This window comes from Pseudomonas sp. GM_Psu_1, from assembly GCF_026544185.1.
GTDB lineage: Bacteria > Pseudomonadota > Gammaproteobacteria > Pseudomonadales > Pseudomonadaceae > Chryseomonas > Chryseomonas oryzihabitans.
Window position 1 is genome coordinate 73,760 of sequence record NZ_JALNUX010000015.1, and the last position, 21,103, is coordinate 94,862.

Annotated in this window: 19 protein-coding genes; 9 read left to right on the forward strand and 10 right to left on the reverse strand. The window is 68.4% G+C overall.

The genetic code is table 11. From position 1 onward, the window contains the following. The first annotated feature begins 46 nt into the window (after nt 1–46). Nucleotides 47–979, forward strand: a complete 933-nt coding sequence (locus OXS31_RS20530; RefSeq protein WP_042137618.1) for a LysR family transcriptional regulator — start codon at nt 47–49, stop codon at nt 977–979. Nucleotides 980–1,118: 139 nt separating this feature from the next. Here the strand turns inward: OXS31_RS20530 and OXS31_RS20535 are convergent, their stop codons facing one another. From OXS31_RS20535 to OXS31_RS20555, 5 genes are all read right to left on the reverse strand, one after another. Continuing rightward, a complete protein-coding gene (locus OXS31_RS20535; protein ID WP_144948760.1) occupies nt 1,119–1,652 on the reverse strand; it encodes a cytochrome b in 534 nt (177 codons plus the stop codon). Between the two features lie 89 nt (nt 1,653–1,741). After that, the gene (locus OXS31_RS20540) at nt 1,742–3,010 is read right to left on the reverse strand and encodes an arsenic transporter (protein ID WP_267401622.1); all 1,269 of its coding nucleotides are present in this window, start codon (nt 3,008–3,010) and stop codon (nt 1,742–1,744) included. Between the two features lie 48 nt (nt 3,011–3,058). Next, on the reverse strand, nt 3,059–4,162 hold the full coding sequence (locus OXS31_RS20545; protein WP_267401624.1) for a metallophosphoesterase: 1,104 nt from the start codon (nt 4,160–4,162) through the stop codon (nt 3,059–3,061). 1 nt (nt 4,163) lies between these two features. Next, nucleotides 4,164–5,468, reverse strand: coding sequence for an MFS transporter (locus OXS31_RS20550; protein ID WP_267401626.1), 1,305 nt, complete (start codon nt 5,466–5,468; stop codon nt 4,164–4,166). A 251-nt stretch (nt 5,469–5,719) separates the two neighbouring features. After that, nucleotides 5,720–6,673, reverse strand: a complete 954-nt coding sequence (locus tag OXS31_RS20555) for a bestrophin family ion channel (protein WP_144956658.1) — start codon at nt 6,671–6,673, stop codon at nt 5,720–5,722. A 430-nt stretch (nt 6,674–7,103) separates the two neighbouring features. Here OXS31_RS20555 and OXS31_RS20560 point away from each other — a divergent pair, with 430 nt between their 5' ends. The 3 genes from OXS31_RS20560 to OXS31_RS20570 are packed head-to-tail and all read left to right on the forward strand — an operon-like array spanning nt 7,104 to nt 10,557. Further along, entirely contained in the window at nt 7,104–9,959 is a 2,856-nt protein-coding gene (locus OXS31_RS20560; protein WP_267401632.1) for a DUF748 domain-containing protein, read from the forward strand. A 17-nt stretch (nt 9,960–9,976) separates the two neighbouring features. Next, on the forward strand, nt 9,977–10,261 hold the full coding sequence (locus OXS31_RS20565) for a DUF2845 domain-containing protein (protein WP_007161012.1): 285 nt from the start codon (nt 9,977–9,979) through the stop codon (nt 10,259–10,261). Further along, entirely contained in the window at nt 10,258–10,557 is a 300-nt protein-coding gene (locus OXS31_RS20570) for a DUF2845 domain-containing protein (RefSeq protein WP_074585046.1), read from the forward strand. The genes OXS31_RS20565 and OXS31_RS20570 overlap by 4 nt, the downstream gene beginning before the upstream one ends. A gap of 273 nt (nt 10,558–10,830) precedes the next feature. Here OXS31_RS20570 and OXS31_RS20575 read toward each other — a convergent pair whose 3' ends face one another. Continuing rightward, on the reverse strand, nt 10,831–11,613 hold the full coding sequence (locus OXS31_RS20575; RefSeq protein ID WP_027600987.1) for an NAD(P)H-dependent oxidoreductase: 783 nt from the start codon (nt 11,611–11,613) through the stop codon (nt 10,831–10,833). Nucleotides 11,614–11,699: 86 nt separating this feature from the next. On the opposite strand from OXS31_RS20575, the gene OXS31_RS20580 reads away from it, so the two are divergent. Continuing rightward, the gene (locus OXS31_RS20580) at nt 11,700–12,614 is read left to right on the forward strand and encodes a LysR family transcriptional regulator (protein WP_027600001.1); all 915 of its coding nucleotides are present in this window, start codon (nt 11,700–11,702) and stop codon (nt 12,612–12,614) included. 143 nt (nt 12,615–12,757) lie between these two features. Further along, on the forward strand, nt 12,758–13,459 hold the full coding sequence (locus OXS31_RS20585) for a glutathione S-transferase N-terminal domain-containing protein (protein WP_027600000.1): 702 nt from the start codon (nt 12,758–12,760) through the stop codon (nt 13,457–13,459). Between the two features lie 128 nt (nt 13,460–13,587). Here the strand turns inward: OXS31_RS20585 and OXS31_RS20590 are convergent, their stop codons facing one another. Further along, nucleotides 13,588–14,097, reverse strand: coding sequence for a nucleoside 2-deoxyribosyltransferase (locus OXS31_RS20590; RefSeq protein ID WP_042137559.1), 510 nt, complete (start codon nt 14,095–14,097; stop codon nt 13,588–13,590). 246 nt (nt 14,098–14,343) lie between these two features. Between OXS31_RS20590 and OXS31_RS20595 the strand changes: the two genes are divergently transcribed. Next, complete coding sequence (locus OXS31_RS20595; RefSeq protein ID WP_267401641.1) at nt 14,344–16,062, forward strand: GGDEF domain-containing protein; 1,719 nt, start codon at nt 14,344–14,346, stop codon at nt 16,060–16,062. Here the strand turns inward: OXS31_RS20595 and OXS31_RS20600 are convergent. The 3 genes from OXS31_RS20600 to OXS31_RS20610 form a co-directional block, all read right to left on the reverse strand. Further along, nucleotides 16,059–17,504 carry a PLP-dependent aminotransferase family protein gene (locus OXS31_RS20600; RefSeq protein ID WP_177411495.1) on the reverse strand — a complete coding sequence of 482 codons (1,446 nt, stop codon included), beginning with the start codon at nt 17,502–17,504 and terminating at the stop codon, nt 16,059–16,061. The genes OXS31_RS20595 and OXS31_RS20600 overlap by 4 nt on opposite strands. Nucleotides 17,505–17,866: 362 nt before the next feature. Next, nucleotides 17,867–18,913 (reverse strand): metal-dependent hydrolase, encoded by a 1,047-nt coding sequence (locus tag OXS31_RS20605; RefSeq protein WP_267401643.1) that lies wholly within the window; start codon nt 18,911–18,913, stop codon nt 17,867–17,869. 3 nt (nt 18,914–18,916) lie between these two features. After that, nucleotides 18,917–19,666, reverse strand: a complete 750-nt coding sequence (locus tag OXS31_RS20610) for an alpha/beta hydrolase (RefSeq protein ID WP_042137551.1) — start codon at nt 19,664–19,666, stop codon at nt 18,917–18,919. Nucleotides 19,667–19,807: 141 nt separating this feature from the next. On the opposite strand from OXS31_RS20610, the gene OXS31_RS20615 reads away from it, so the two are divergent. Next, nucleotides 19,808–20,512 carry a glutathione S-transferase N-terminal domain-containing protein gene (locus tag OXS31_RS20615; protein ID WP_027600995.1) on the forward strand — a complete coding sequence of 235 codons (705 nt, stop codon included), beginning with the start codon at nt 19,808–19,810 and terminating at the stop codon, nt 20,510–20,512. Next, on the forward strand, nt 20,512–21,075 hold the full coding sequence (locus OXS31_RS20620; RefSeq protein WP_267401646.1) for a GNAT family N-acetyltransferase: 564 nt from the start codon (nt 20,512–20,514) through the stop codon (nt 21,073–21,075). Before OXS31_RS20615 ends, OXS31_RS20620 begins: the two co-directional genes overlap by 1 nt. Nucleotides 21,076–21,103: the final 28 nt, after the last annotated feature.

Sequence of the window (21,103 nt, forward strand, 5' to 3'; positions counted from 1 at the left end):
GCGGGTAATGGCCCACAATGGCCCTTTCCACCGCCCTGCCCCGTCCATGGATCATCTCTTCAATCTGCGCGCCTTCGCCTGTGTGGCCCAGACCGGCAGCTTCACCGCCGCCGCGCGCCAGCTGGAACTCACCACCGCCTATGTGTCGCGGGCGGTCAGCCAGCTGGAGCAGCACCTGCAGACCCGGCTGCTGCACCGCACCACCCGCCAGTTGCGCCTGACCGAGGCCGGCGAACGCTACCTGGTGCGCTGCCAGCGCATCCTCGCCGACCTCGACGAAGCCGACGCCGAGGCTCGTCACGCCCTGGCCGTACCGCGCGGCCGGCTGCGCATCCACACCATGACCGGCCTCGGCCAGCACTACCTGATCCAGAGTCTGGCCAGCTATGGCGAGCGCTATCCCGAGGTCGACCTGGATCTGCAACTGACCAACACCTTCACCGACATCCTCAAGGAAGGCTACGACCTGTCGCTGATCCTCGCCGACGGCCTGCCGGACTCGGCCTTCCATTCGGCGCGCCTGGGCAGCACCCACAGCGTGCTCTGCGCGGCGCCTGCCTACCTGGAACGCCAGGGCCGACCGACCACCCCGGCGGAGCTGACCGGGCACCGCTGCTTGCGGCTGGTCAATCGCGCCATGGCGCCGGATCGCTGGTTGCTGGAAGGGCCCGAGGGCCTGGCCGAGGTGGCGGTGGATCGACCGCCCTTCCAGGTCAACACCGCCGACGCCCTGGCCGAGGCCGTGGCCAGCGGCCTGGGTATCGGTGCCCTGCCGCTGTACGCCGCGGTCGAGGGTCTGACCAGTGGCCGCCTGCAACGGGTGCTGCCCGGGCACCGGCTCTATGCCCTGGACATCCATGCGCTCTATCCCTCGCGGCGCTTTCTCGACGCCAAGATCCGCACCCTGGTGGACCACCTGCGCGAGACCCTGCCGGCGCTGCTGGAGCGTGACCGGCAGCGGGTGGAAGGCGGCGCCTAGGTTCTGTACGAAAAGTCGCCGAACGAAGGTCAGGCGAGGCGAAAAACGCTAAGGAAGCGGAATTTACGTGTGGTAAATGAGCATTCCGAAGCGGTTTTCAACGACGCATCACCGAGTGCAGGCAGTTTTCGTACAGAACCTAGAGGCGTTGCTCGGGCAGCATCCGCTCCAGCGTCCCGTCCCGGCGGATCGCCACGTGCCAGACCACCGCCGCCACGTGCAGCAGCACCAGGCCATAGACGGCGAACTGACCGGCCACATGGATGCGATTGGCGAGGATGCCGAGGGCTTCATGGCGGGGAAAACCCGGCAGGGAAAACAACCCGAACACCGGCACCGGCTGCCCCTGGCCGGCCATCAGGTAGCCGGTCACCGGCATCAGCAGCAGCACGGCATAGAGCAGGCCGTGATTGAGACCGGCGAGCAGCCGCAGCAGGCGCCCGTCGCGGGGATTGGCCGGCGGCGCCGGATGCCGCCAGCGCCAGGTCAGGCGGATCAGCACCAGCAGGAACACCGAGATCCCGGTGGATTCGTGCAGCAGGTACCAGAGCGTACGCACCGGACCGGGCGGAAAGTTTTCCGCCACCCAGACGAAGGGCAAGAGCAGGCACAGCAGGGCGACGGTCAGCCAGTGCAGCGCCTGGGCGAAGCCGGTGTAGCGGGCGATGGCCATGGGCGATGCTCCGTAGCGGACGAACCCCGATATTGCCCCAGGCGCAGCGGCAGCGCCGCTACGCCTGGAGACCGTCCGTCAGAGCTGGCTCAAAGATGGATAAGCGCAGCCAGCGCCAGCAGCAGCGCCGGGATCATCACCACGGCGCCCAGCTTGAGGAATTGCCAGAAGCTCACCGACAGCCCTTCGCGGCGCAGCGCGGCCAGCCATAGCAGGGTCGCCAGGGAACCGGTGATGGACAGGTTGGGGCCGAGGTCGATGCCGATCAGCACGGCACCGGCGATCTTTTCCGAGACATGGGCGGCCTGCACCGCCGCCCCGGCCAGTAGCCCGGCCGGCAGGTTGTTGACCAGGTTGCTGCCAAAGGCCACCAGCAACCCGGCGCCCCAGGCGGCGCGCTCCGGGGTCGCCTGGGCAGCGGCCTGCAGCTGATTGGCCAGCGCCTGCAGCACCCCGGTGGTCTCCAGGGCCTCCACCAGCACGAACAGTCCGGCCACCAGCGGCAGCACGCCCCAGGAGATGTGCTTGAGCAACTCCAGGCCGCCGCCGCGCTTGCAGGCCACCACCACCAGGAAGGTGGCGAAGCCGGCCAGGAAGGTCGGCAGACCCAGCTCCAGATCCAGCGCCGAGGCGCCGAGCAGCACCAGGATGGTCAGGATCAGGCCGCAGCCGGCGATGCGTCCGGTGGTGGGCAGCGCGTCCATTGCGCCCCCCTCGGACAGCCGCTCGGCGCGCAGGACCTTGGCCTGGGTCGCCCAGAGGGTAAGGAAGGTCGCGGCGATGGCCAGGATCGACGGCACCGTGAACAGCGCCAGCCAGCGGCTCAGCTCGGGCATGTGCTCGGCGAAGACCACCAGGTTGGCCGGGTTGGAGATCGGCAGCACGAAACTCGCCGCGTTGGCAATGAAGGCGCAGGAAAACAGATAGGGCAGCGGATTCTTCACCTTCGCCGCGCGGGTGGCGTAGTAGACCGCCGGGGTCAGCACCACGGCGCAGGCGTCGTTGGAAAGAAACACCGTGACCAGGATACCGACGCCATAGACCAGCGCGAACAGCCGCAGCGCCGAGCCCTTCGCCGCGCGCACCGCGTGGCCGGCGACCCAGTCGAACAGCCCTTCCTTGCGGGCGATCTCGGCCAGCAGCATCATGCCGATAAGGAACAGATAGACGTCGGTGCCCTTGGCGACGCCGTGCCAGACGCCGTCCAGCGGCAACAGGCCGAACAGCGCCAGCAGCACGGCACCGGCCACGGCGAACAGCGCCTCCGGCAGACCGAAGGGCCGCGAGACCACCCCAAGGGTGGCCAGGGCGGCGATGACCCACGTCAGGACGTGGGGAGTGGTGACGATGGACCCCATGAAAGCGCTGTTCCTTCTAGTCGAGTCGCGAGGTCGGCGCTGCCGACCTCACCATTTGCGGCCATTGCGATTGGGTCCCAATTGGGTCCCCAGCACGCCCTTGGCCTGCCATTCACCCAGTTGGGTGCGATCCGAACCCCAGTCGGCCGGCGCCGCCAGCGGCCGGTGACCGCCGTCCAGCTCGAGCCGGTCGATATCTTCGCCGCCGCGGGAATCCCTGACCCGCACCTGCAACCGCCGCGTCCCTTCCGGCACTGGCCGATCACCCTGGTAGCGACCCTTGCCCAACGGCTGCAGCGGCCACCAGGGGCCGTCGTCGCACTGCCATTCGCAGGCGGTGAGGTCGGCGTCGCCCAGCACCAGCACCCGGCACTCGTGACCCTCGGCCACGCCAGCGCCATTCAGGCGGGGATCGCCAGGCGCGGTGATCTGCACCCAGGGCCAGGTGTCGGGCAATTCGCGAAAGCGCCAGCTCACCGCCGGACCGTCCAGGGTGACCAGCGCGAATCCTACACCGCCTTCCTCGATCTGGCCGGTGGATCTGCAGGCGGCATAGAGCACGCCGCCGTCGTGGGCCAGTTCGTTGTAGTGGGTATGGCCGATCTCCACCAGGCGCACCGGGCCCTCGTGCAGCAGCCGCGCCACCCGCTCGGCCTCGCCGGGCCCCTGCAGGTCCGCCGGATAGCTGTGCATGAAGACCACGCAACGCTGCTCCAGCCGGGTCGCCTCGTGCAACTCCTGCTCCAGCCACTGCAGCTGCTCGCGGCCAAGGCGGAAATCCGGCCCGCCAGTGCCCGGTCCGCACATGTCGAGGAACAGGCAACGCACCCCGCCCACCTCCCTGGAATAAGGCAGTTGCGGCACCTGCAACTCGGCGTAGAAGGGGCCGAGATCGCCGCCCTCCATGTCGTGATCGCCGGTGATCACCGTTACCGGCAGCGGAAAGTCGTCCAGCAGCCGCTTGAGCAGCCGGTACTGCTCCGCGGTGCCGTTGTCGGCGTTGTCCCCGGGCAGATAGACGAAATCCAGTTCGGTGCACCCGCGCAGGCGCTGCAGGAGGGTCTGCAGGTCCCGGGCGTTGTCGGCCTCGGCGGTGGTCAGGTGCAGATCGCCGATATGGGCGAAGGCGAGAAAATCATCCTGGCGTGCCATCTCAGCCTCCCACTACAGTACCGGTGGAACGCGCCGCGTCTCCGGCAACGTGCTCGTCGCGGGTCTCCGGCATCAGCAGCAGATAGAGCACGAAGCCCACCGCGGCGATGGCGGCCAGGGTGGTGAAGGCCGCCGCATAGCCGAAGCGGACGATGATGATCCCGGCGATGGTGGCGCTGATCGCCGCACCCAGCCCCTGGGCGGTGGCGATGGCGCCCTGGCTGACGTTGAAGCGTCCGCTGCCGCGGGTCAGGTCGGCGACGATCACCGGCATCAGGGCGCCATAGATCCCGGCGCCGATGCCATCGAGCAGCTGCACCGCCACCAGGTAGTAGGGGCTGTCGGAAAAGGTGTAGAGCACACCGCGGATCGCCAGCACGGCGAAGGCGAAGAGAAAGATCGGCTTGCGCCCGAAGACATCCGCCTTGCGCCCCACCAGGATGGCCACCGGCACCATCACGCACTGGGCGGCGACGATGCAGACGGCCACCAGCGAGGTGGCGCTGTCCTTGCCGACGATATGGGTCAGCTGCTGGCCGACCGAGGTCAGCATGGCGGCATTGGCCAGGTGGAAGATGGCGGCCAGCAGCGCCAGCAGTTGCAGCTTGCGATTGGCCAGCAGTGCCTGCCAGGCCGACACCGGCTTGGCATCGCGGGCGCCGTTTTCCTCGCCCAGCCCCTGGGCCAGGTCATCGTCGATCTCGTCCTGGGGTACGCGAACGATGGCGACGATGGAGGCCGCGGCCAGCAACGCCATCAGCCAGAACACCACGGTGGGACCGAAGAAATAGGCCAGGCCACCGGCCAGGGCCGCCGAGACGGCGTTGCCGGCGTGGTTGAAGCCCTCGTTGCGGCCGATGTGCTTGGTGAAGGCCTTGGGGCCGACGATGCCCAGGGTGATGGCCGCCAGTGCCGGGGCGAAGATGGCCGCCGCGGCGTGGGCCAGCGACTGGGTGGCCGCCACCACGTAGAAGTTGGAGACGAAGGGCAGCAGCACGCTGCAGAGGGTCACCACCAGGGCGGCGACGCCGACCATGAGGCGCTTGTGGCGGGTGCGGTCGATCAGGGCGCCGGCCGGGGTCTGGGCGATCAGCCCGGCGATGCCGGCCAGGGTCATGATGAAACCGGCGGTGGCCTCGTTCCAGCCCTCCCCCGGACCGCGCACGGCGATCAGGTAGATGGCGAGGTAGGGCCCCAGGCCGTCGCGGACGTCGGCCAGGGTGAAGTTCAGGGCATCCAGGGCATGGCGCGCGCGGCGCGAGGGTTCGGCGCTGGCCCCGGCGGTCGGGAGACGGGTTTCGGACATGAGCGGGCATCCGTAGCGAGATATAGGTCGCGGGACGCAGGTCCCACGGCACCTCTCGCCCCGGCCCGCCAGCGACCCATGGCAAGCGCCGCTGGGCCCCAGCCAACCACCGCTGCCAGGGGAGATTGCAAAATGTGACCGGAACGAAGCGGCGCTAGTGCCGTGCCCTCACGAAAGAAATGCCTCTGGCGCGGGACTTTCCGCACGTTTTCCGTCCCACCTGCCCCGCTCTCCCCGGCTGACGCCGCCGGTCAGGCCACCCGTCGGCTCGGTGCGGCCTCGACCTCGGGCTGGGCCAGGGCCACCGCACTGCCCTCTTCGCTGCGCGGGCGCAGCATCGACAGCAGGTTGGCCTCGATGGTGGCGCACAGCTTGTCCATGGTGATCTGGTGCTGGCTGTCGGCGAAGGGCGCCTGCAGATCGCTACCGATGCGCTCCAGGGCCAGCAGCATGAAGCCGACCACGGTGGACACCAGCGGAGTGAACCAGCCGAGGGTAGAGACCAGGCCCAGCGGCATGGCGATGCAGAACAGGAAGCTGAACAGCTGCGGAAAGCAGACGTAGGGATAGGGCAAGGGGGTGTTGGCGATACGCTCCATGCCGCCCTGCCAGTTGGACATGTCCACCAGGGTCTCTTCCAGCCGCGCCAGGCGGATGCTGTCCAGCCGGCCCTGGCGGTATTCGCTGGCGATCAGCTCGGCGGTGCCGGCAAGGATGTCATTGGCGAAGTTGAGGCTGCCTTCGGCCAGCGCCAGTTCATGACGGGCCAGATAGGGCGCAGCCGCCTGGGCCGGATCCTGGCGCTTGAGCTGGGCGCGCAGGGCATGCAGATAGCCCATGTGCCGACGCAGGAGCACCGCCTTGACCCGGTTCTGCGCCTTGCCCTGGTCGTCGATCAGGGTCAGCACCTGGCGGCCGAAGCTGCGCGAGCTGTTGACCATGGCGCCCCACAGGGTACGGGCCTCCCACCAGCGGGCATAGGCGCTGCTGTTGCGAAAGCTGATCAGCACCACCAGCGCCGAGCACAGCAGGGTCAGGGGCGTAAGCGGCAGGTCGAAGCGATCGTCGACGAACAGCATGGCGTCCACCGTCACCGCCACATCCCACAGCAGCAGACCGAACAGCGACCAGCCGACATAGCTGAAGGTGGTGCGCAGGAACTGGATCTTCTTCTGGATGGAATGGAGCTGGATCGGACTGGACATCTGCTACTCCCGGCGACGCGGATTCTCGATTCGCGGTTGCCCTGACCGTCCTGTCGTCACGCCGCGAGCCGTCGAGCCCGTCACCGTTTCCCCTCCCTGAGAATGCAACCTGTTCGCGAGACTAGTCGGCGGTCCTTAAGTCAAACTTAATCTGGAGCGACGGGCGGATCATGGCAAAGTGCCGTGTTAGAGCCTTCGGCAAAGGCCCCGACGCCTCTACCAGAAGCCTTCCCATCCACCTGACCACTGATCGGTCGTACGTCCGCTCCACTCGTCCGGGTTGGCGAAAATGTGAGCGATCCTGCAACCGCTCCTGTAGTCGTGTCCCTGATGGCTCGCATAGCCAGCAGCGCTTTTGGGACGGCCAGCGCCCTCGTTGCCGGGGGCGCCATGCCATAATCCGGGCACCTTCGCCGTCCTAGATGCCTGCATGTCCAGAATTGTGAAAGCGAGCCTCGTGCTGCTCGTGCTCTTGGCCCTCTACAGTCTGCTCGGATTCCTGGTCGGACCGCGCCTCGCCCTGCACTACCTCAACCAGACGCTGACCGAGCGCCTCACCCAGCCGGCCAGTCTGCAGGCGCTGAGGTTCAATCCCTTCACCCTGCAGCTGCACGCCGAAAAGCTGCTGATCGGCCCGACTGAGCATCCTGTAATCGCCGCCGAAGGCTTCTCGGCCGACCTGCAGTGGGACAGCCTCTGGCGGCGCACCCTGCACCTGACCGAGGTGCGCCTCGACCAGCCCCAGGTCGATCTGCGCATCGCCAAGGGCGGCCAGGTCAATCTGGCCCAGCTCTGGCGCAGCGAGCCCGCTACCCCCGTCACGCCGACGCCGGCCGCCACGGAGCCCGGCCAACCCTTCCCGGTACACATCGAGCGCATCGCCCTGGTCGGGGGCCGCCTGCATTTCCTCGACGCCCAGGGCGCCCAGCCGGTGGAAGCCACCTTCACCCCCCTGGATGCCACCCTGCAGGAGTTCCGCACCCGCAGCGGCGACACCCCCGGCCAGCTGGCACTGACCGCCACCACCGCCCAGGGCGGCCAGCTCACCTGGAAGGGCAGCCTGGATCTCTTGCCGCTGCGCAGCGAAGGTGAACTGACCCTCAGGGGCGTCAGCCTCGCGCCCTGGTGGCCCTATGTGCGCAACCAGTTGCCCCTGGCGCTTGGCAAGGGCCGCCTGGAAGCCAGCGCCCACTACCGCCTGGACCTGAGCAAGACGCTGCAACTGCAACTCAGCCAGGGCCGCCTGGCGCTGGACGACGTCGCCGTGCAGGCGGTGAACGCCGAACCCAAGGCCAGCTTCAAGCGCCTGGCCGCCGAGGGCATCGCCCTGGATCTGCAGCAGCGCGAGGTCAGCATCGCCCGCCTGCGCGGCAATGGCCTGGATGCCTGGGGCAATCGCGAGCAGGACGGCACGCTCGACTGGCAGAAGCTGTTCCCCGCCAGCGACGCCCCGAGCAGCGGCGGCCCGGGCTGGCGCGTGCGCCTCGACGACGCCCAGCTCAGCGACAACCAGCTGCACCTGGTGGACCGCGTGCCCCAGGAGCCGGCCAGTCTCTACTTCAGCGGCCTGGACCTGGCCGTGAAAGGCTTCGACAGCGCCGGCAGCAAGCCCTTCGACCTGGCGCTCAAGACTACCCTGGGTGATCGCGGGCGCATCACCGCCGATGGCCAGCTGGCGCTGACACCGCTGCAGGGCAGCTTCGACATCGGCATCGACGAACTCAACCTGCGCCAGGCCCAGCCCTATCTCAGCCCCTATGTGCGCCTGGAGATCCGCAGCGGCCAGTTGGCCAGCCGGCTCAAGGTGGCCCTGGCCCCGGGCGAACCCCTGGGCCTCACCGTCAGCGGCGCGGCCCAGGTCACCCAGGTGCATGTGCTCGACACCCTGCACCAGCAGGACTTCATGCGCTGGCAGCGGCTGGACGTGCAGGGCATCGCCTTCGAACTGGGCAAGCGGCTGGTGATCGACAGGATCGACCTGGAAAAGCCCTATGGCACCCTGGTGATCAACGAGGACCTCAGCAACAACTTCAGCGCCCTGCTGGTCCCCCAGCCGAAAACCGAGTCGAAGGACAGCTCGCCACCGCTGCAGATCCGCATCGGCGGGGTGAGCATCAGGGACGGCAGCGCCGACTTCGCCGACAACAGCCTCAAGCCCGGCTTCGCCACCAACATCCAGTCCCTGGAAGGCGGCATCGGCACCCTGGACACCGCCGCCTCCAAGCCGGCCGACATCCACCTCGCCGGCAAGGTCGATCGCTTCGCCCCAGTGGAGATCAAGGGCCGCCTCGATCCCCTCGATCCCCTGCAGCAGCTGGACGTGACCGCCTATTTCCGCCAGGTCGAACTCACCACCCTGTCGCCCTATACCGGCAAGTTCGCCGGCTACGCGGTGCGCAAGGGGCGCCTCGACCTGGATCTGCAATACCGCATCGACGACGGCAAACTGCAGGCGCAGAACCACGTGGTGCTCGACCAGCTGGAACTGGGCGAGCGGGTGGACAGCAAGGACGCCGTGGACCTGCCGGTGCGCCTGGCGGTGGCCCTGCTCAAGGACAGCCACGGTCGCATCGACCTGCGCCTGCCGGTGGCGGGCAATCTCGCCGACCCCAACTTCAGCGTCATGCCGGTGGTCTGGCAGACCCTGCGCAATGTGCTCAGCCGCGCCGTCCAGGCGCCCTTCCGCATGCTGGCGGGACTGGTCGGCGGGCACGAGGCGGATCTCAGCGCCATCGACTTCGCCCCCGGCAGCACCAGCCTCTCGGCCCAGGCCCGCGGCGAGCTGGACAAGCTGGCCGCGGCCCTGCGCCAGCGGCCGCAGCTGACGGTGGAGGTCAAGGGGCATGCCGGCGCCGCCAGCGACGGGCGCGCCCTGGCCGCCAACCAGCTGGAAAAGGACTTCCAGACCCAGTACTTCAACCTGCTGCAGCGCCGCGGCGACAAGGTCCCGGCCGATCCCAGCCAGTTGCAGGTGCCCGCCGACATGCGCGCGCCCCTGCTGGAAGGCCTGTACCGCCTGCGACTGCAGGCGCAACCGCCGCAGGAATGGGATAGTCTTGACGATGCCACCCGCACGGCGCGCCTGCGCCAGGCGGTGCTCGAAGCCTGGAGCGGCAACGACGGCCTCCTGCGCAGCCTGGCCCAGCAGCGCGCGGGCGCCATCAAGACCTACCTGGTGGACACGGCGAAACTGGACGCCCAGCGGGTCTACCTGCTGGACGTCAGCACTCAAGCCCAATCCGGCGAATCGCCCACGGCCGCGCAGTTGCAGCTCGGGGTGCTCTGACCGGTCAGGAGACCCTCATGCGTTGCCTGCTCGCCGCCTTCACCCTGCTGGTCGCCACCGGCGCCGCCGCCGATTCCATGAGGTGCGGCAACGCCCTGGTCAGCCGGGGTGATCGCGCCTTCGAAGTGCTGCAGAAATGCGGCGAACCCGCCCATCGCGACCTGGTGGGCTACGAACTGGGCCGCAACGAACGCCGCGAGGCGGTGATCGAAGAATGGGTGTACGGCCCGAAGAACGGCGCCAACTACATCCTCACCTTCGAAGCCAATCGCCTCTCTCGCATCGAGTTCCAGCGCCAATGAGTCCACGCCCCCTGCTGTTGCTGCTCCTGCTCGCCACCGGCACCAGCCAGGCCGCGTCGCTGCGCTGCGGCAGCGCCCTGGTCTCCACCGGCTCCACCACCCACGAGGTCCGCGGCAAGTGCGGCGATCCGCTGAGCGTCACGCCGCTGGGCGAACGCCAGGTCACCGATGGCTACGGCTATCGCCAGGTGGAATTCGTCGAGGAATGGGCCTACGGCCCCTGGAACGGCATGCTGTACTTCCTCACCTTCCGCGGCGGCCGTCTGGATCAGGTGGACAGCAAGAGAGCCAACTGAGGCTTGCCTTGTGAGATTCGCGTGGACGAGGCTGCGCCGTCGTCCACCCTACAGCTCGTAGCGTGGAAAACCGCGTAGCGTTTTCCACTGTCTCGACCAGGCCAACTTCGCTGCAGTCCATGCACTGCATGTAACCGCCCCCTCTCCCCTTGGGAGAGGGCTGGGGTGAGGGAAGCATCGTAGGTTGGTTTGAGCGCCAGCGAAGCCCGACACCACCCAAGGCCCAGCCCCGCCGTTGAGCCCCGAGCCACGGAAACCAGGCCGCGCCAACCCTCACTCCTCCCGCAGATGAACCCCCAACCCCGTCCGCCCCGGCGCCAGGTCAGGCTTCAGGGTCAGCGCCGGAATCTCGTAGTCCCCGCCATTCTGCCGCCGGAACGCCAGGGGTGTGTCCGTGGCCAGCCCATCCAGCCGTGCCCCATAGGCCTGGCACAGCCGCTCGAAGGCGACCGCGTCGACCTTGCTCGTGCGATAGACCGGAAACGGCGGCAGCACGCTGAAACCGGGATAGAAGAGGATGCCGTGCTGGATGGGAAAGAGGATGTCATCCAGGCCCCCGTTGATCCCACGCGCGCTGTAGTGTGATTCCCAGCCGCCACAGGTCACCACCAGCATGGCGCGCTTGCCGGCCAGGGTGCCTTCGCCGTAGCGATCGCCCCAGTGGCTATCGCTGTGCTCGCCCACCCCATAGGCGAAGCCACAGGCATAGACCCGCTCCACCCAGCCCTTGAGGATGGCCGGCAGGGAAAACCACCACAGCGGAAATTGCAGGATTAGCACATCGGCCCATAGCAGCTTGGCCTGCTCGGCGGCGATATCCGCCGGTTGTCCACCACTGGCATAGGCGCGCTGGGAATCGAGGACCGCATCGAAACGCTCGCCGGATGCCAGGTGCGGGGCGTCCGCGGCATCCAGGGTGGCCTTCCAACCCATGGCATAGAGATCGGAGACCTGGACCTCATGGCCGGCCGCCTGCAGATGGGCCACGGCGAAGTCGCGCAGCGCGCCGTTGAGCGACCGGGGTTCGGGATGGGCGTAGACCAGCAGGACCTTCATGGTGATCATCTCGTGAGAAAGAGGTGCCTAGACTAGAAGCGGTCGCGCTATGCTGAAAATGAATTGCCGAAACAGCAGCCATTGCCATGCACAATAGCTTAAGGCGCCTCGATCTCAATCTGCTGGTCACCCTCGACGCCTTGCTCGCCGAACTCAACGTGACCCGCGCCGCACGCCGGCTCAACCTGGCGCAGCCCACCGTCAGCCTGCAACTCGGCCGACTGCGCCAGGTGCTCGACGATCCCCTGCTCTTGCCGGGTCCCCGCGGCATGCGCCCCACGGCGCGTGCCGAGTCCCTGCGCGAGCCGTTGCGCCAGGCACTGGCCGCGCTGGAAGACGCCCTGGCACCGGCCGCCCCCTTCGAACCGGCCCGCGCCGAGCGAACCTGGCGCATCGCCGCCAGCGACCATAGTGCAACCACCCTGCTCACCCCGCTGCTGGCTGACCTGCGTCAGCAGGCGCCCGGTATCCGCCTGGCGCTGCTGGACAAGAAGCCAGCGTTGCTCGCCGAACAGCTGGAGGGGGATCACCTGGACCTGGCACTGGATGTGGCCGATACCGCCGCAGCGGGTCTGCGCCAGCGCCTGCTGTTCACCGAACACTATCTGCTGGCGGGCCGGCGCGGCCATCCGGCCCTGCAGCAACCTGTGTCCCTGGACACCTTCTGCCAACTGGATCAGGCGCTGGTCTCGCCGAGCGGCGGCGGCTTCGCCAGCGTCACCGATCGGTTGCTGGCGGAACAGGGCCGCGCGCGGCGGGTGGTGCTGTCGGTGCCCCACTTCGCCACCCTGGCCAGTGTCCTGCTGGTCAGCGATCTGGTGGCCCTGCTGCCCGCCCAGATCGCCCTGAATCATCCCGGCCTGCAGGTCCAGCCGTCACCCCTGGCCATCCCGGGCTTCGACATGCTGCTGCTCTGGCCCGAACGCCTGCACCGCGATCCCGCCCATGCCTGGCTGCGCGAACGGATCGTCGCCAGCCTCGTGAGCCAAACGCCGGCCTGACCAATCGACTCTTTGCATGGAGGGCATACAGCGAGTTGGCTGTTGCTCCCCCGCCCTGGCCCGGCATTCTTGGTCACCTCAGACGAACGCGGCACGACCGCCCGCAGTCGCATGTTGCGTCACTGTCCCTTCCGGAGCCCGCCATGGCCAAGCTACGCCTCTTCACCTCGCCGTCCGCCTTCCCCAACCCGCAACGGCTGCGGCTGTTCATCCATGAAAAGGGCATCGCCGATCAGTTCGAGGAGGTCATCCTGAAGATGGCGCCCGAAGGCGAGCAACGCCAGTGGCAGCACCTCAAGCGCAATCCCTGGGGCGAGACCCCGACCCTGGAACTGGCCGAAGGCGGCTACCTGGCCGAGAGCGCGGCCATCGCCCGCTATCTGGACAATAGCCATCCCGGGCGCAAGGTCATGGGCGAAACGCCGCTGGAGCAGGGCCAGGACGCCATGTGGAACGACCGCATCTTCGTCCATGTGCTCTATCGCATCGTGACCATGTTCCATGTGCAGCACGAAGGCCTCGGCCACAAGCTGGAGCTGACCCACAATCCGCAATGGGGCGAGCATTGCCGCAAGGAAGCCCTGATGCACGCCGCGCTGGTGGATCGGCACTTGGCCGACGGGCGCGAGTGGCTGCTGGGCGGCGCAGCGCCGACCTTCGCCGACATCACCCTGTGCACCGCCATCGCCTTTTCCAAGTTCCCCACCAACCAGACGCCGCTGGACGAGCGCTTCGAGCACCTGGCGGCCTTCTGGGCGCGCTGGCAGCAGCGCGACAGCTTCCGTGCGGCCTATGCCGATGGCCACAGCGGACTGGACGAACTGGCGGCCCTGGCGCACGGCTGACTCCGCTGCAACCGCGCTCCTCCCCGGCTCTAGGCCCCATAGCGTGGAAAACGGCGCAGCCTTTTCCACTGTCCTGACCGCCAACCAGCCCTCTTCCCTCTGGGAGAAGGCTGCACGCCCCCGCCCCGCTAGCCCAGCCGCTCGCGCAATACCGCCAGGGCCTCCTCCGGGCCCCCGACGACGATGCTGGCCGGCACCGCCAGCATCAGATTGAGCGGCAGGCCGAACTCCTCCAGCGTCCAGCCATCACGGTCCAGCAGCCCCTTGCCCACCCACTCGGGATGGCGGGCGCGAATCCGCTCGGCCAGGCTGCCCGCTTCCGGCACATGGCCGACCACCGGCTTGCCCAGGGCGACGGCGTAGCCCACCTCGAAACAGGTGCCGCTGTCGGGCTCGGCGCCGCGAAAGAAGTCCAGGCTGGCCAGGACGCCATCGGCCTGCCTGATCAGCGCCAGATTCGCCCGATAGATCCAGGCGGCCTGCGCCCCCGGCTCGGTCAGCTCCGGGGGAATGGCATTGTCCAGTGGAAACAGGCCCGTGCAGCCGTGACGGGCGCACAGTGCCTTGAGCGCCTCGCCTTGGGCGACGGCGTCGGGACGAAAGACCTCGGGGCCGGCAAGATAGATACGGGGTGGCATGGCAGGACCTCGCGAAAAGCGCCAGTGTAGAGGGTGGGTACTACCTCGTCTGCCTGACAAGGTTTCGTGATCGCCATGCCACTCGTGCTCCCGGCACGACCGTTTACGCAATAACCAATCCGCCCGCCCCCGCTTGTATACGTTTTGAAAGCTAGACCTTTTAAGATCGGCGCACCTTGAGAGCCTGACTCCCCCGCTGTCCGGAATCGGCTCGCCTCCTGGGCATGCTCGCTTCGGTGTCGCCTGATGTCTGGCCGTTTTCTGCTGACCGTTCACCTCAATCGACTGATCAATGCCTTGCTGGTGGTGACCTCGCTCGCCACTGCCTGCGGCATGGCCCTGCTCGTGCGGCAGGCCCATGAGAATTCGACAGGCATGCGTCTGACCCGGGATCAGTTGCCGGTCTACGCAGAGGCGCTGCGGTTGGTGGAAGCCGTCTCCGCCGAGCGTGGCCCGACCAATGCCCTGCTCGGCGGTCGTGGTGGCGATAGCCGTGAGCTGGCGCGCGCCCGAGCCCTGAGCGATCAGCGCTTCGCTCGTCTGCAGGACCTGCTGCAGGACTGCCAGCAATGCAGCGTGACCGCCGAGCAGGCAGCAAACGGCTATCAGGCGCTGCTGCAGGCCCGCGCCCGGGTCGACCAGCGCCTCTGGGCCACGCCCGACGATCCCGCGCCCCAGGACATCGCCAGCCTGGTCCAGGGCATGTTCCGCGCCCTCGACAGCAACTTCATCACCGCCGATCTCACCCTGCACGACCTCATCCAGCGCAGCCCGGCCGTGGCCATCTACCTGGTCAATGCCAAGCTGGCCGCGCGCCTGCGCGACACCGCCGGACGCCTGGGCTCGCTGCTGACCCCCGCGCTGCAGGCGCAGCGCCTGCCCAGCGGCGCGGAACAGGTCCAGTTGCTGCAGACCCAGGGCCGCATCAACCAGCTGATGGACCTCCTGCGCAGCAATCTCAATCTGGCCCCCGGTCGCCCCGAACGCGATCGTTTCGTGCAGGTGCAGGAGCGCTACCTGGGCGAAGGCCTGGACTGGTACCACCAGACCCTCGCCGCCCTGGCGACCGGCACGGCGCCCAGTGCGGCCAGCTTCGCCCGGGGCTATGTCCCGACCATGGTCAGCATCCTGGAGTTGCGCGACGAAGCCCTGAGCCTGGCCCGCGAGGAAGCCGACGCCCTGGCCCGCGAGGCCCAGCTGCGGCTGCTGCTGACCATCGCCGCAGCGGTGGGCATCCTGCTGGCGCTGGGCACCGGCCTGCTGCTGCTCAAGCAGCGCCTGCTGACGCCGCTGCTGGCCAATACCCAGCGGCTGCTCAGCCTCAGCCGGCGCGCCCGACCGCTGGGGACGGTGGCCGAAGACGATCCGCGCACCCTGTTCGCCGCCTTCGCCCAGCTGGAGGACGAACTGCTGCAGGCCGACCGGCTGCGCGAGGAGCGCGACGCCCTGATCGCCGAACTGGGCATCCGCGCGGAAACCGACTACCTCACCGGCCTGGCCAATCGCCGCGCCTTCGAACGCGAACTGGCGCAGGGGGTGACCAGCACGCCCGGGCAGTTGGCGGCGATCGCCTTCGATGTCGATCACTTCAAGCGCATCAACGACACCTACGGCCATGCCGCCGGCGATCTGCTGCTGCAACAACTGGCGCAGCGCTGCCGCGAACTCTTGCGCCCTGGCGATCGCATCGCCCGGATCGGTGGCGAGGAATTCGCCGTGCTCGCCGACGTGGCCCAACCGGCCGACGCCCTGGCACTGGCCGAGCGCCTGCGCCAGGGCATCGCCGCGACGCCCTTCGCCGTCGGCCCGACCGAGGCGCTGCCGGTCACCGCCAGCTTTGGCGTGGCGGTGACGCCGCGCCTGGCGGAAGGCGTCCCGGTCCGCTTGCTGGCGCAAGCCGATGCCGCCCTCTACCGGGCCAAGCATCGCGGGCGCAATTGCAGCGAGATCGCCGAACTCGGCTAAGCCAGCGTCGCCAGCGACCGCGGCAGCGCCTCGTCGAGCAGTCGGCAGGCGGCTTCGCCCACGCGCCGTACGCCCTCCTCGATCCCTGGACGCTGGGCCTGGGCATAGTTCAGGCGCAGACAGTTACGGTACTTGCCCGAAGCGGAAAAGATGCTGCCGCAGGCGATCTGCACGCTCTGGGCGAGCAACTCGCGATTGAGTCGATGGCTGTCGCAGGCCTCGGGCAACTCGACCCATAGCAGGAAGCTGCCCTGAGGCTGGCTGACCCGGGTACCGGCGGGAAAGTAGCGCTGCACCCAGGCGCTCATCAGGTCGCGATTGCGCTGGTACTGGGCGCGCATGCGCCGGACGTGCACGGTGTAGTGACCGGCGGCGATGAATTCGGCGATGGCCAGTTGCGGCTGGGGCGCGGTGCAGCCGGTGCCTATGTACTTGAGGTGCAGGATGCGCTCGGCATAGCGCCCGGGCGCCACCCAGCCGACCCTCAGACCCGGCGCCAGGGTCTTGGAAAAGGAACTGCAGAGCACCACCCGGTCGTCTTCGTCGAAGGCCTTGAGCGCCCGGCCCCGGGGATAGCTGTAGAGCAGGTCGCCGTAGACATCGTCCTCGATCACCGCCAGGTCATGCTTGCGCGCCAACGCCACCAGCTGGCGCTTGTTCGCCTCGGGCATGCAGTAGCCCAGGGGGTTGTTGCAGCTGGGGGTGAGCTGGATGGCCCGCACCGGCCACTGCTCCAGGGCCAGCTCCAGCGCCGGCAGGCTGATGCCGGTGCGCGGATCGGTAGGTATCTCCAGCGCCTTGAGCCCCTGGCCCTTGAGGGTCTGCATCACCCCGTGAAAGGTCGGCGAATCCACCGCGACGATGTCGCCCTCCTGGCAGGTGGCGCGCAGGGCGATGGCCAGCGCCTCGTGGGCGCCACTGGTGATGACGATGTCATCGGCGGTGAGCACGCAGCCGGCGTCCAGCTGCAGCCGCGCCACCTGTTCGCGCAGCGCCGCCACGCCCTGGATGCTGTCGTAGGACAGCCCAGCATTGCCCGGCCGCCGCGCCAGGCGTGCCATGCCGGCGAGCAAGGGGGCCAGGGTCGGCGCCTCGGTATCCGGCAGGCCGCGGCCGAGTTGCACCCGCACCGAATCCGGGGTGGAGGTCATCAGCTCCCGCACCGGTTCCCAGCCGGACACCTCCACCGGCCAGCGCGCCGGCCGGGTCACCCGCGGCAATTCGATGGCGCGTCGCTCCAAGCGGACGAAATAGCCGGACTTGGGCCGGGGCTCCACTAGGCCGCGGTCTTCCAGCAGCCGATAGGCCTGCTGCACCGTGGCCAGACTGACCCCGTGCTCCTGGGCCAGGGCGCGCACCGACGGCAGGCGTTCGCCCGGTCGGTAGAGGCCCTGCTCGATACGGCGGCCGAGGGCATCGGCCAACAGCTGATAGCGATTCATGCCCGGACTATAGCGGCGCAGACAGGCATCGCGCGCCATACAGATGGCCACGCCGTGCACCATACAGCTGAGCGCTGTAAGGCAGCTGTATGGCGGACAACCCATCGGCCTGGATCTGCCCCTGAAGCGGCTGGCGGCGGAGCATGGAGACAGCCCAGGAGAGACGCCATGCCCAGAGACCCCAGCCTTCACGACCAGACGCGCGCCAGCGGTTGCTGGCTGCTGTTCCAGCGCCAGCTGACCACCCGCCGCGTCCTGCCGGAGCTTACCGACCGGGAACTGGCCGATGTCGGCCTGGACCGCCATACCGCCCTGCGCGAGGCCCGGCGCCCCTGGTGGCGACTGCTGCTGGAGGCCTGGCGTCAGTCCGGCAGGCGCGACAGTCGCGCGGCCCAGTCCGCCACTGGCGATGGCAGCTCCGGATGCCAGAGTCTGCGCCAGACCACCGCCAGCTGCTCGCGGCCCCCTCGCTCGCGCGGCCACAACGACGGCTCGGCGACCAGTCGCCAACCGCTCGCCTCCCGCTGAGCCAGGACGAAACGAAAGGTGTGGTAGCCGGTGGCCCCCAGGCGCAGATCGGTCACCACCAGGTCGTTGCCCAGGCGGTCGTAGCGCAGCCAGTCATCGGTGAACCAGCGCAGTCGCTGCTCGGCCGACGAATCGGCGAGGATCGGCGCCAGTTCGCCACCCCGAGGCAGGGGGATCAAGGCGGGTGGGCGATCGTCGAACAGCCCCACCCAGGTCTCCCGGTAGCGCTCGGGTCCGTCATCCACCATGACCCGCCAGAGCAGGCTGGTGAACGGCAGCGGCGCGCTGAACAGGCGGGCATCCGCCTGCCCCTGGGCCGCCAGTACCTGGCGCACCTGGCGCTCGGCGGCGTACTTGGCCACCAGGGTCCAGCCCAGATAGACGGTGGACAACGCCAGCGCCGCCACGGCCAGCCGCGGCGAGCGTCCGCGCGGGCCGATCAGCAGCCCGGCCAGCACCGCCACCAGCAGCGGCAAGGTATAGAGCGGATCGATGATGAAGACGCTGGACCAGGCCACCGGGGTCGTCGGCAGCGGCCAGAACAACTGGGTCCCATAGGTGGTGAAGGCATCCAGCAAGGGATGGGTGACCAGCACCAGCCAGAGCGTCAGGAACAGGCGTCCCTGGCTGTAACCGGGATCGCGCCAGCGACCGCAGATCCCCGTCAGCAACAGCGCCAGTCCGGTCAGCACGAACAGCGAATGGCTAAAGCCGCGGTGATAGGTCATTTCCTTGACCGCATCGCCGTAGTCGATGACCACATCGAGATCCGGCAGGGTGGCCAGGGCGGCGCCATAGAGGATGGCGCGCCGCCCCTGCCAGCGACCCAGGAGTGCGGTCTGGACGGTGGCGCCGAGCACGGCCTGGGTCAGCGAATCCACCGGTCAGAGCTCCCGGGCGAAGTCGAGCATCAGTCGCGCCAGGGCCTGGGGCGTCTGCAGCGGCATCAGGTGGCCGGCGCCGGGAATGACCTCCAGGCGGCTGTTGGGAAAGGCCGCCAGGGTGGTGCGGCGCTGCTCGTCCGGCCCCGGCACCTGCTGGTCGTCGGCGCCGCAGACCAGCAGCACCGGATAGTCCAGGGTGTCGATCCGCTCGCTCCAGTCCTCGCGACTGCCGTGATCGACCCAGGCGCGCCAGGCCTGCAGATTCAGCCGCTGGGCATCGGCGATCACCACCTCGCGGATGGCATCGGGCAGGCGGTGGGCGCTGGATTCGTCGACGAAGGCCTCGGCTTCCGCCCGGCTCTTGCCATAGGCGCGCTGGGCATCGCGATCCGCCTCGCTCATGGGCTGCGGTCCGGGCGGCGAAGGCGCCACCAGGATCAGCCCGACCAGATAGTCCGGTCGCCGCGCCGCCAGCACCACGGCCACCTTGCCGGTCATCGAATGGCCGACCAGGATGCAACGCGTAAGACCCAGGGCGCGGATGCTGGCATCCACCTGATCGGCCATCTCGGCCACGCTGTAGCCCTCGACTTCGGCGGCGTCGCCAAAGCCCGGCGTATTGAGCGCCACGCAGCGGTGTTCGCCATCCAGGTAGGGGGCGGTGGGAAACCAGGTGCGGTGCGAGCCACCGAGAAAGTGCATGAGCACGAAGGTGGGCGAACCGCTGCCCTGCTGGCTGTGGGGAAGCATGGGAAATCCTCGGTGCGGGGCTGAAGGCACTCCTCAGATGGAGAGGTGGGCATCGCGCTAAGTTCCGCTTCGCTCGAGGCCCGGCAACCCGGGCCGCGCCGGCCGGTCTCACCAGAACCGCCCCCTTGCCAGGAGTCCACCATGGCCGATCTGTCGCGCTTTCCCATCACCCACCGCTGGCCGGCTCGGCATCCCGAGCGCCTGCAACTCTATTCGCTGCCCACGCCCAACGGCGTCAAGGTCGCCATCCTGCTGGAAGAACTCGGCCTGCCCTACGAGGTGCATCGCATCGATTTCGGCAAGGACGACCAGCACACCGCGGAATTCCTCTCCCTGAGCCCCAACAACAAGATCCCCGCCCTCCTCGACCCCGACGGCCCTGGCGGCGAACCCCTGGGGCTGTTCGAATCCGGCGCCATCCTGCTCTATCTCGCGGAAAAGACCGGGCGCCTGCTGCCGGAGGATCCGGCGCGGCGCTACCAGGCCATCCAGTGGCTGATGTTCCAGATGGGCGGCATCGGCCCCATGTTCGGCCAGCTCGGCTTCTTCACCAAATTCGCCGGCAAGGACATCGAGGACCCCCGTCCCCGCGAGCGTTATGTAGCCGAAGCCCGGCGCCTGCTCGGCGTGCTGGATGGCCAGCTCAAGGGCCGCGCCTGGATCCTGGGCGAGGACTACAGCCTCGTCGACATCGCCACCTTCCCCTGGATCCGCGCCCTGCTGGAGGTATACCAGGTGGCCGACCTGGTCGGCTTTCAGGACTTCCCCGAAGTGCGTCGCGCCCTCGACGCCTTCCTCGCCCGCCCGGCGGTGCAACGCGGCCTGCAGATCCCGGCAGCGCCCTGATGCCGGGCGACGTCGAGCTGGGGCTGCGCCAGTGGCGAGCGGAGGATGGCCCCGCCTTCGCCAGGCTGAATGCCGATCCCGAGGTGATGCGCCACTTTCCCGCCTGCCTGGACCGGGCGGCCAGCGATGCGCTGCTCGAACGGTGCCGCCAGGGCATTGCCGAGCGCGGCTGGGGATTCTGGGCGTTGGAGCGTCGTACCGACGGCGTCCTGCTCGGCTTGCTCGGCATCAGCCCGGTGGCACCCGATCTTCCTTGTACGTCTGCGGTCGAGATCGGCTGGCGGCTGGATCGCCCCTATTGGGGCAAGGGCTACGCCAGCCGCGGTGCCCAGTTGGCTCTGGCCCACGCCTTCCACACTCTCGGACTCGACGAAGTGGTCGCCTTTACCGCGGCAGCCAATCAGCCATCATTGGCCGTGATGCACCGGCTGGCGATGGCCGACGTCGGTCATTTCGAACATCCGCACCTGCCACCAGGCCATCCGCTACGGCTGCATCGGCTGTTTCGGCTGTTTCGGCTGAGCCAGGCGCAATGGACGGCCGCGCGCACCGCAGCTGAGTAGACTGTCCCCTTCTGCAAGGTAAAGCGGC

Coding starts and splice junctions, on each gene's coding strand:
- OXS31_RS20615 (WP_027600995.1), top strand. CDS start 19,808: ATGGCCGATCTGTCGCGCTTTCCCATCACCCACCGCTGGCCGGCTCGG.
- OXS31_RS20540 (WP_267401622.1), bottom strand. CDS start 3,010: ATGGGGTCCATCGTCACCACTCCCCACGTCCTGACGTGGGTCATCGCC.
- OXS31_RS20590 (WP_042137559.1), bottom strand. CDS start 14,097: ATGCCACCCCGTATCTATCTTGCCGGCCCCGAGGTCTTTCGTCCCGAC.
- OXS31_RS20560 (WP_267401632.1), top strand. CDS start 7,104: ATGTCCAGAATTGTGAAAGCGAGCCTCGTGCTGCTCGTGCTCTTGGCC.
- OXS31_RS20555 (WP_144956658.1), bottom strand. CDS start 6,673: ATGTCCAGTCCGATCCAGCTCCATTCCATCCAGAAGAAGATCCAGTTC.
- OXS31_RS20585 (WP_027600000.1), top strand. CDS start 12,758: ATGGCCAAGCTACGCCTCTTCACCTCGCCGTCCGCCTTCCCCAACCCG.
- OXS31_RS20550 (WP_267401626.1), bottom strand. CDS start 5,468: ATGTCCGAAACCCGTCTCCCGACCGCCGGGGCCAGCGCCGAACCCTCG.
- OXS31_RS20610 (WP_042137551.1), bottom strand. CDS start 19,666: ATGCTTCCCCACAGCCAGCAGGGCAGCGGTTCGCCCACCTTCGTGCTC.
- OXS31_RS20580 (WP_027600001.1), top strand. CDS start 11,700: ATGCACAATAGCTTAAGGCGCCTCGATCTCAATCTGCTGGTCACCCTC.
- OXS31_RS20535 (WP_144948760.1), bottom strand. CDS start 1,652: ATGGCCATCGCCCGCTACACCGGCTTCGCCCAGGCGCTGCACTGGCTG.
- OXS31_RS20545 (WP_267401624.1), bottom strand. CDS start 4,162: ATGGCACGCCAGGATGATTTTCTCGCCTTCGCCCATATCGGCGATCTG.
- OXS31_RS20595 (WP_267401641.1), top strand. CDS start 14,344: ATGTCTGGCCGTTTTCTGCTGACCGTTCACCTCAATCGACTGATCAAT.
- OXS31_RS20575 (WP_027600987.1), bottom strand. CDS start 11,613: ATGAAGGTCCTGCTGGTCTACGCCCATCCCGAACCCCGGTCGCTCAAC.
- OXS31_RS20565 (WP_007161012.1), top strand. CDS start 9,977: ATGCGTTGCCTGCTCGCCGCCTTCACCCTGCTGGTCGCCACCGGCGCC.
- OXS31_RS20620 (WP_267401646.1), top strand. CDS start 20,512: ATGCCGGGCGACGTCGAGCTGGGGCTGCGCCAGTGGCGAGCGGAGGAT.
- OXS31_RS20530 (WP_042137618.1), top strand. CDS start 47: ATGGATCATCTCTTCAATCTGCGCGCCTTCGCCTGTGTGGCCCAGACC.
- OXS31_RS20570 (WP_074585046.1), top strand. CDS start 10,258: ATGAGTCCACGCCCCCTGCTGTTGCTGCTCCTGCTCGCCACCGGCACC.
- OXS31_RS20600 (WP_177411495.1), bottom strand. CDS start 17,504: ATGAATCGCTATCAGCTGTTGGCCGATGCCCTCGGCCGCCGTATCGAG.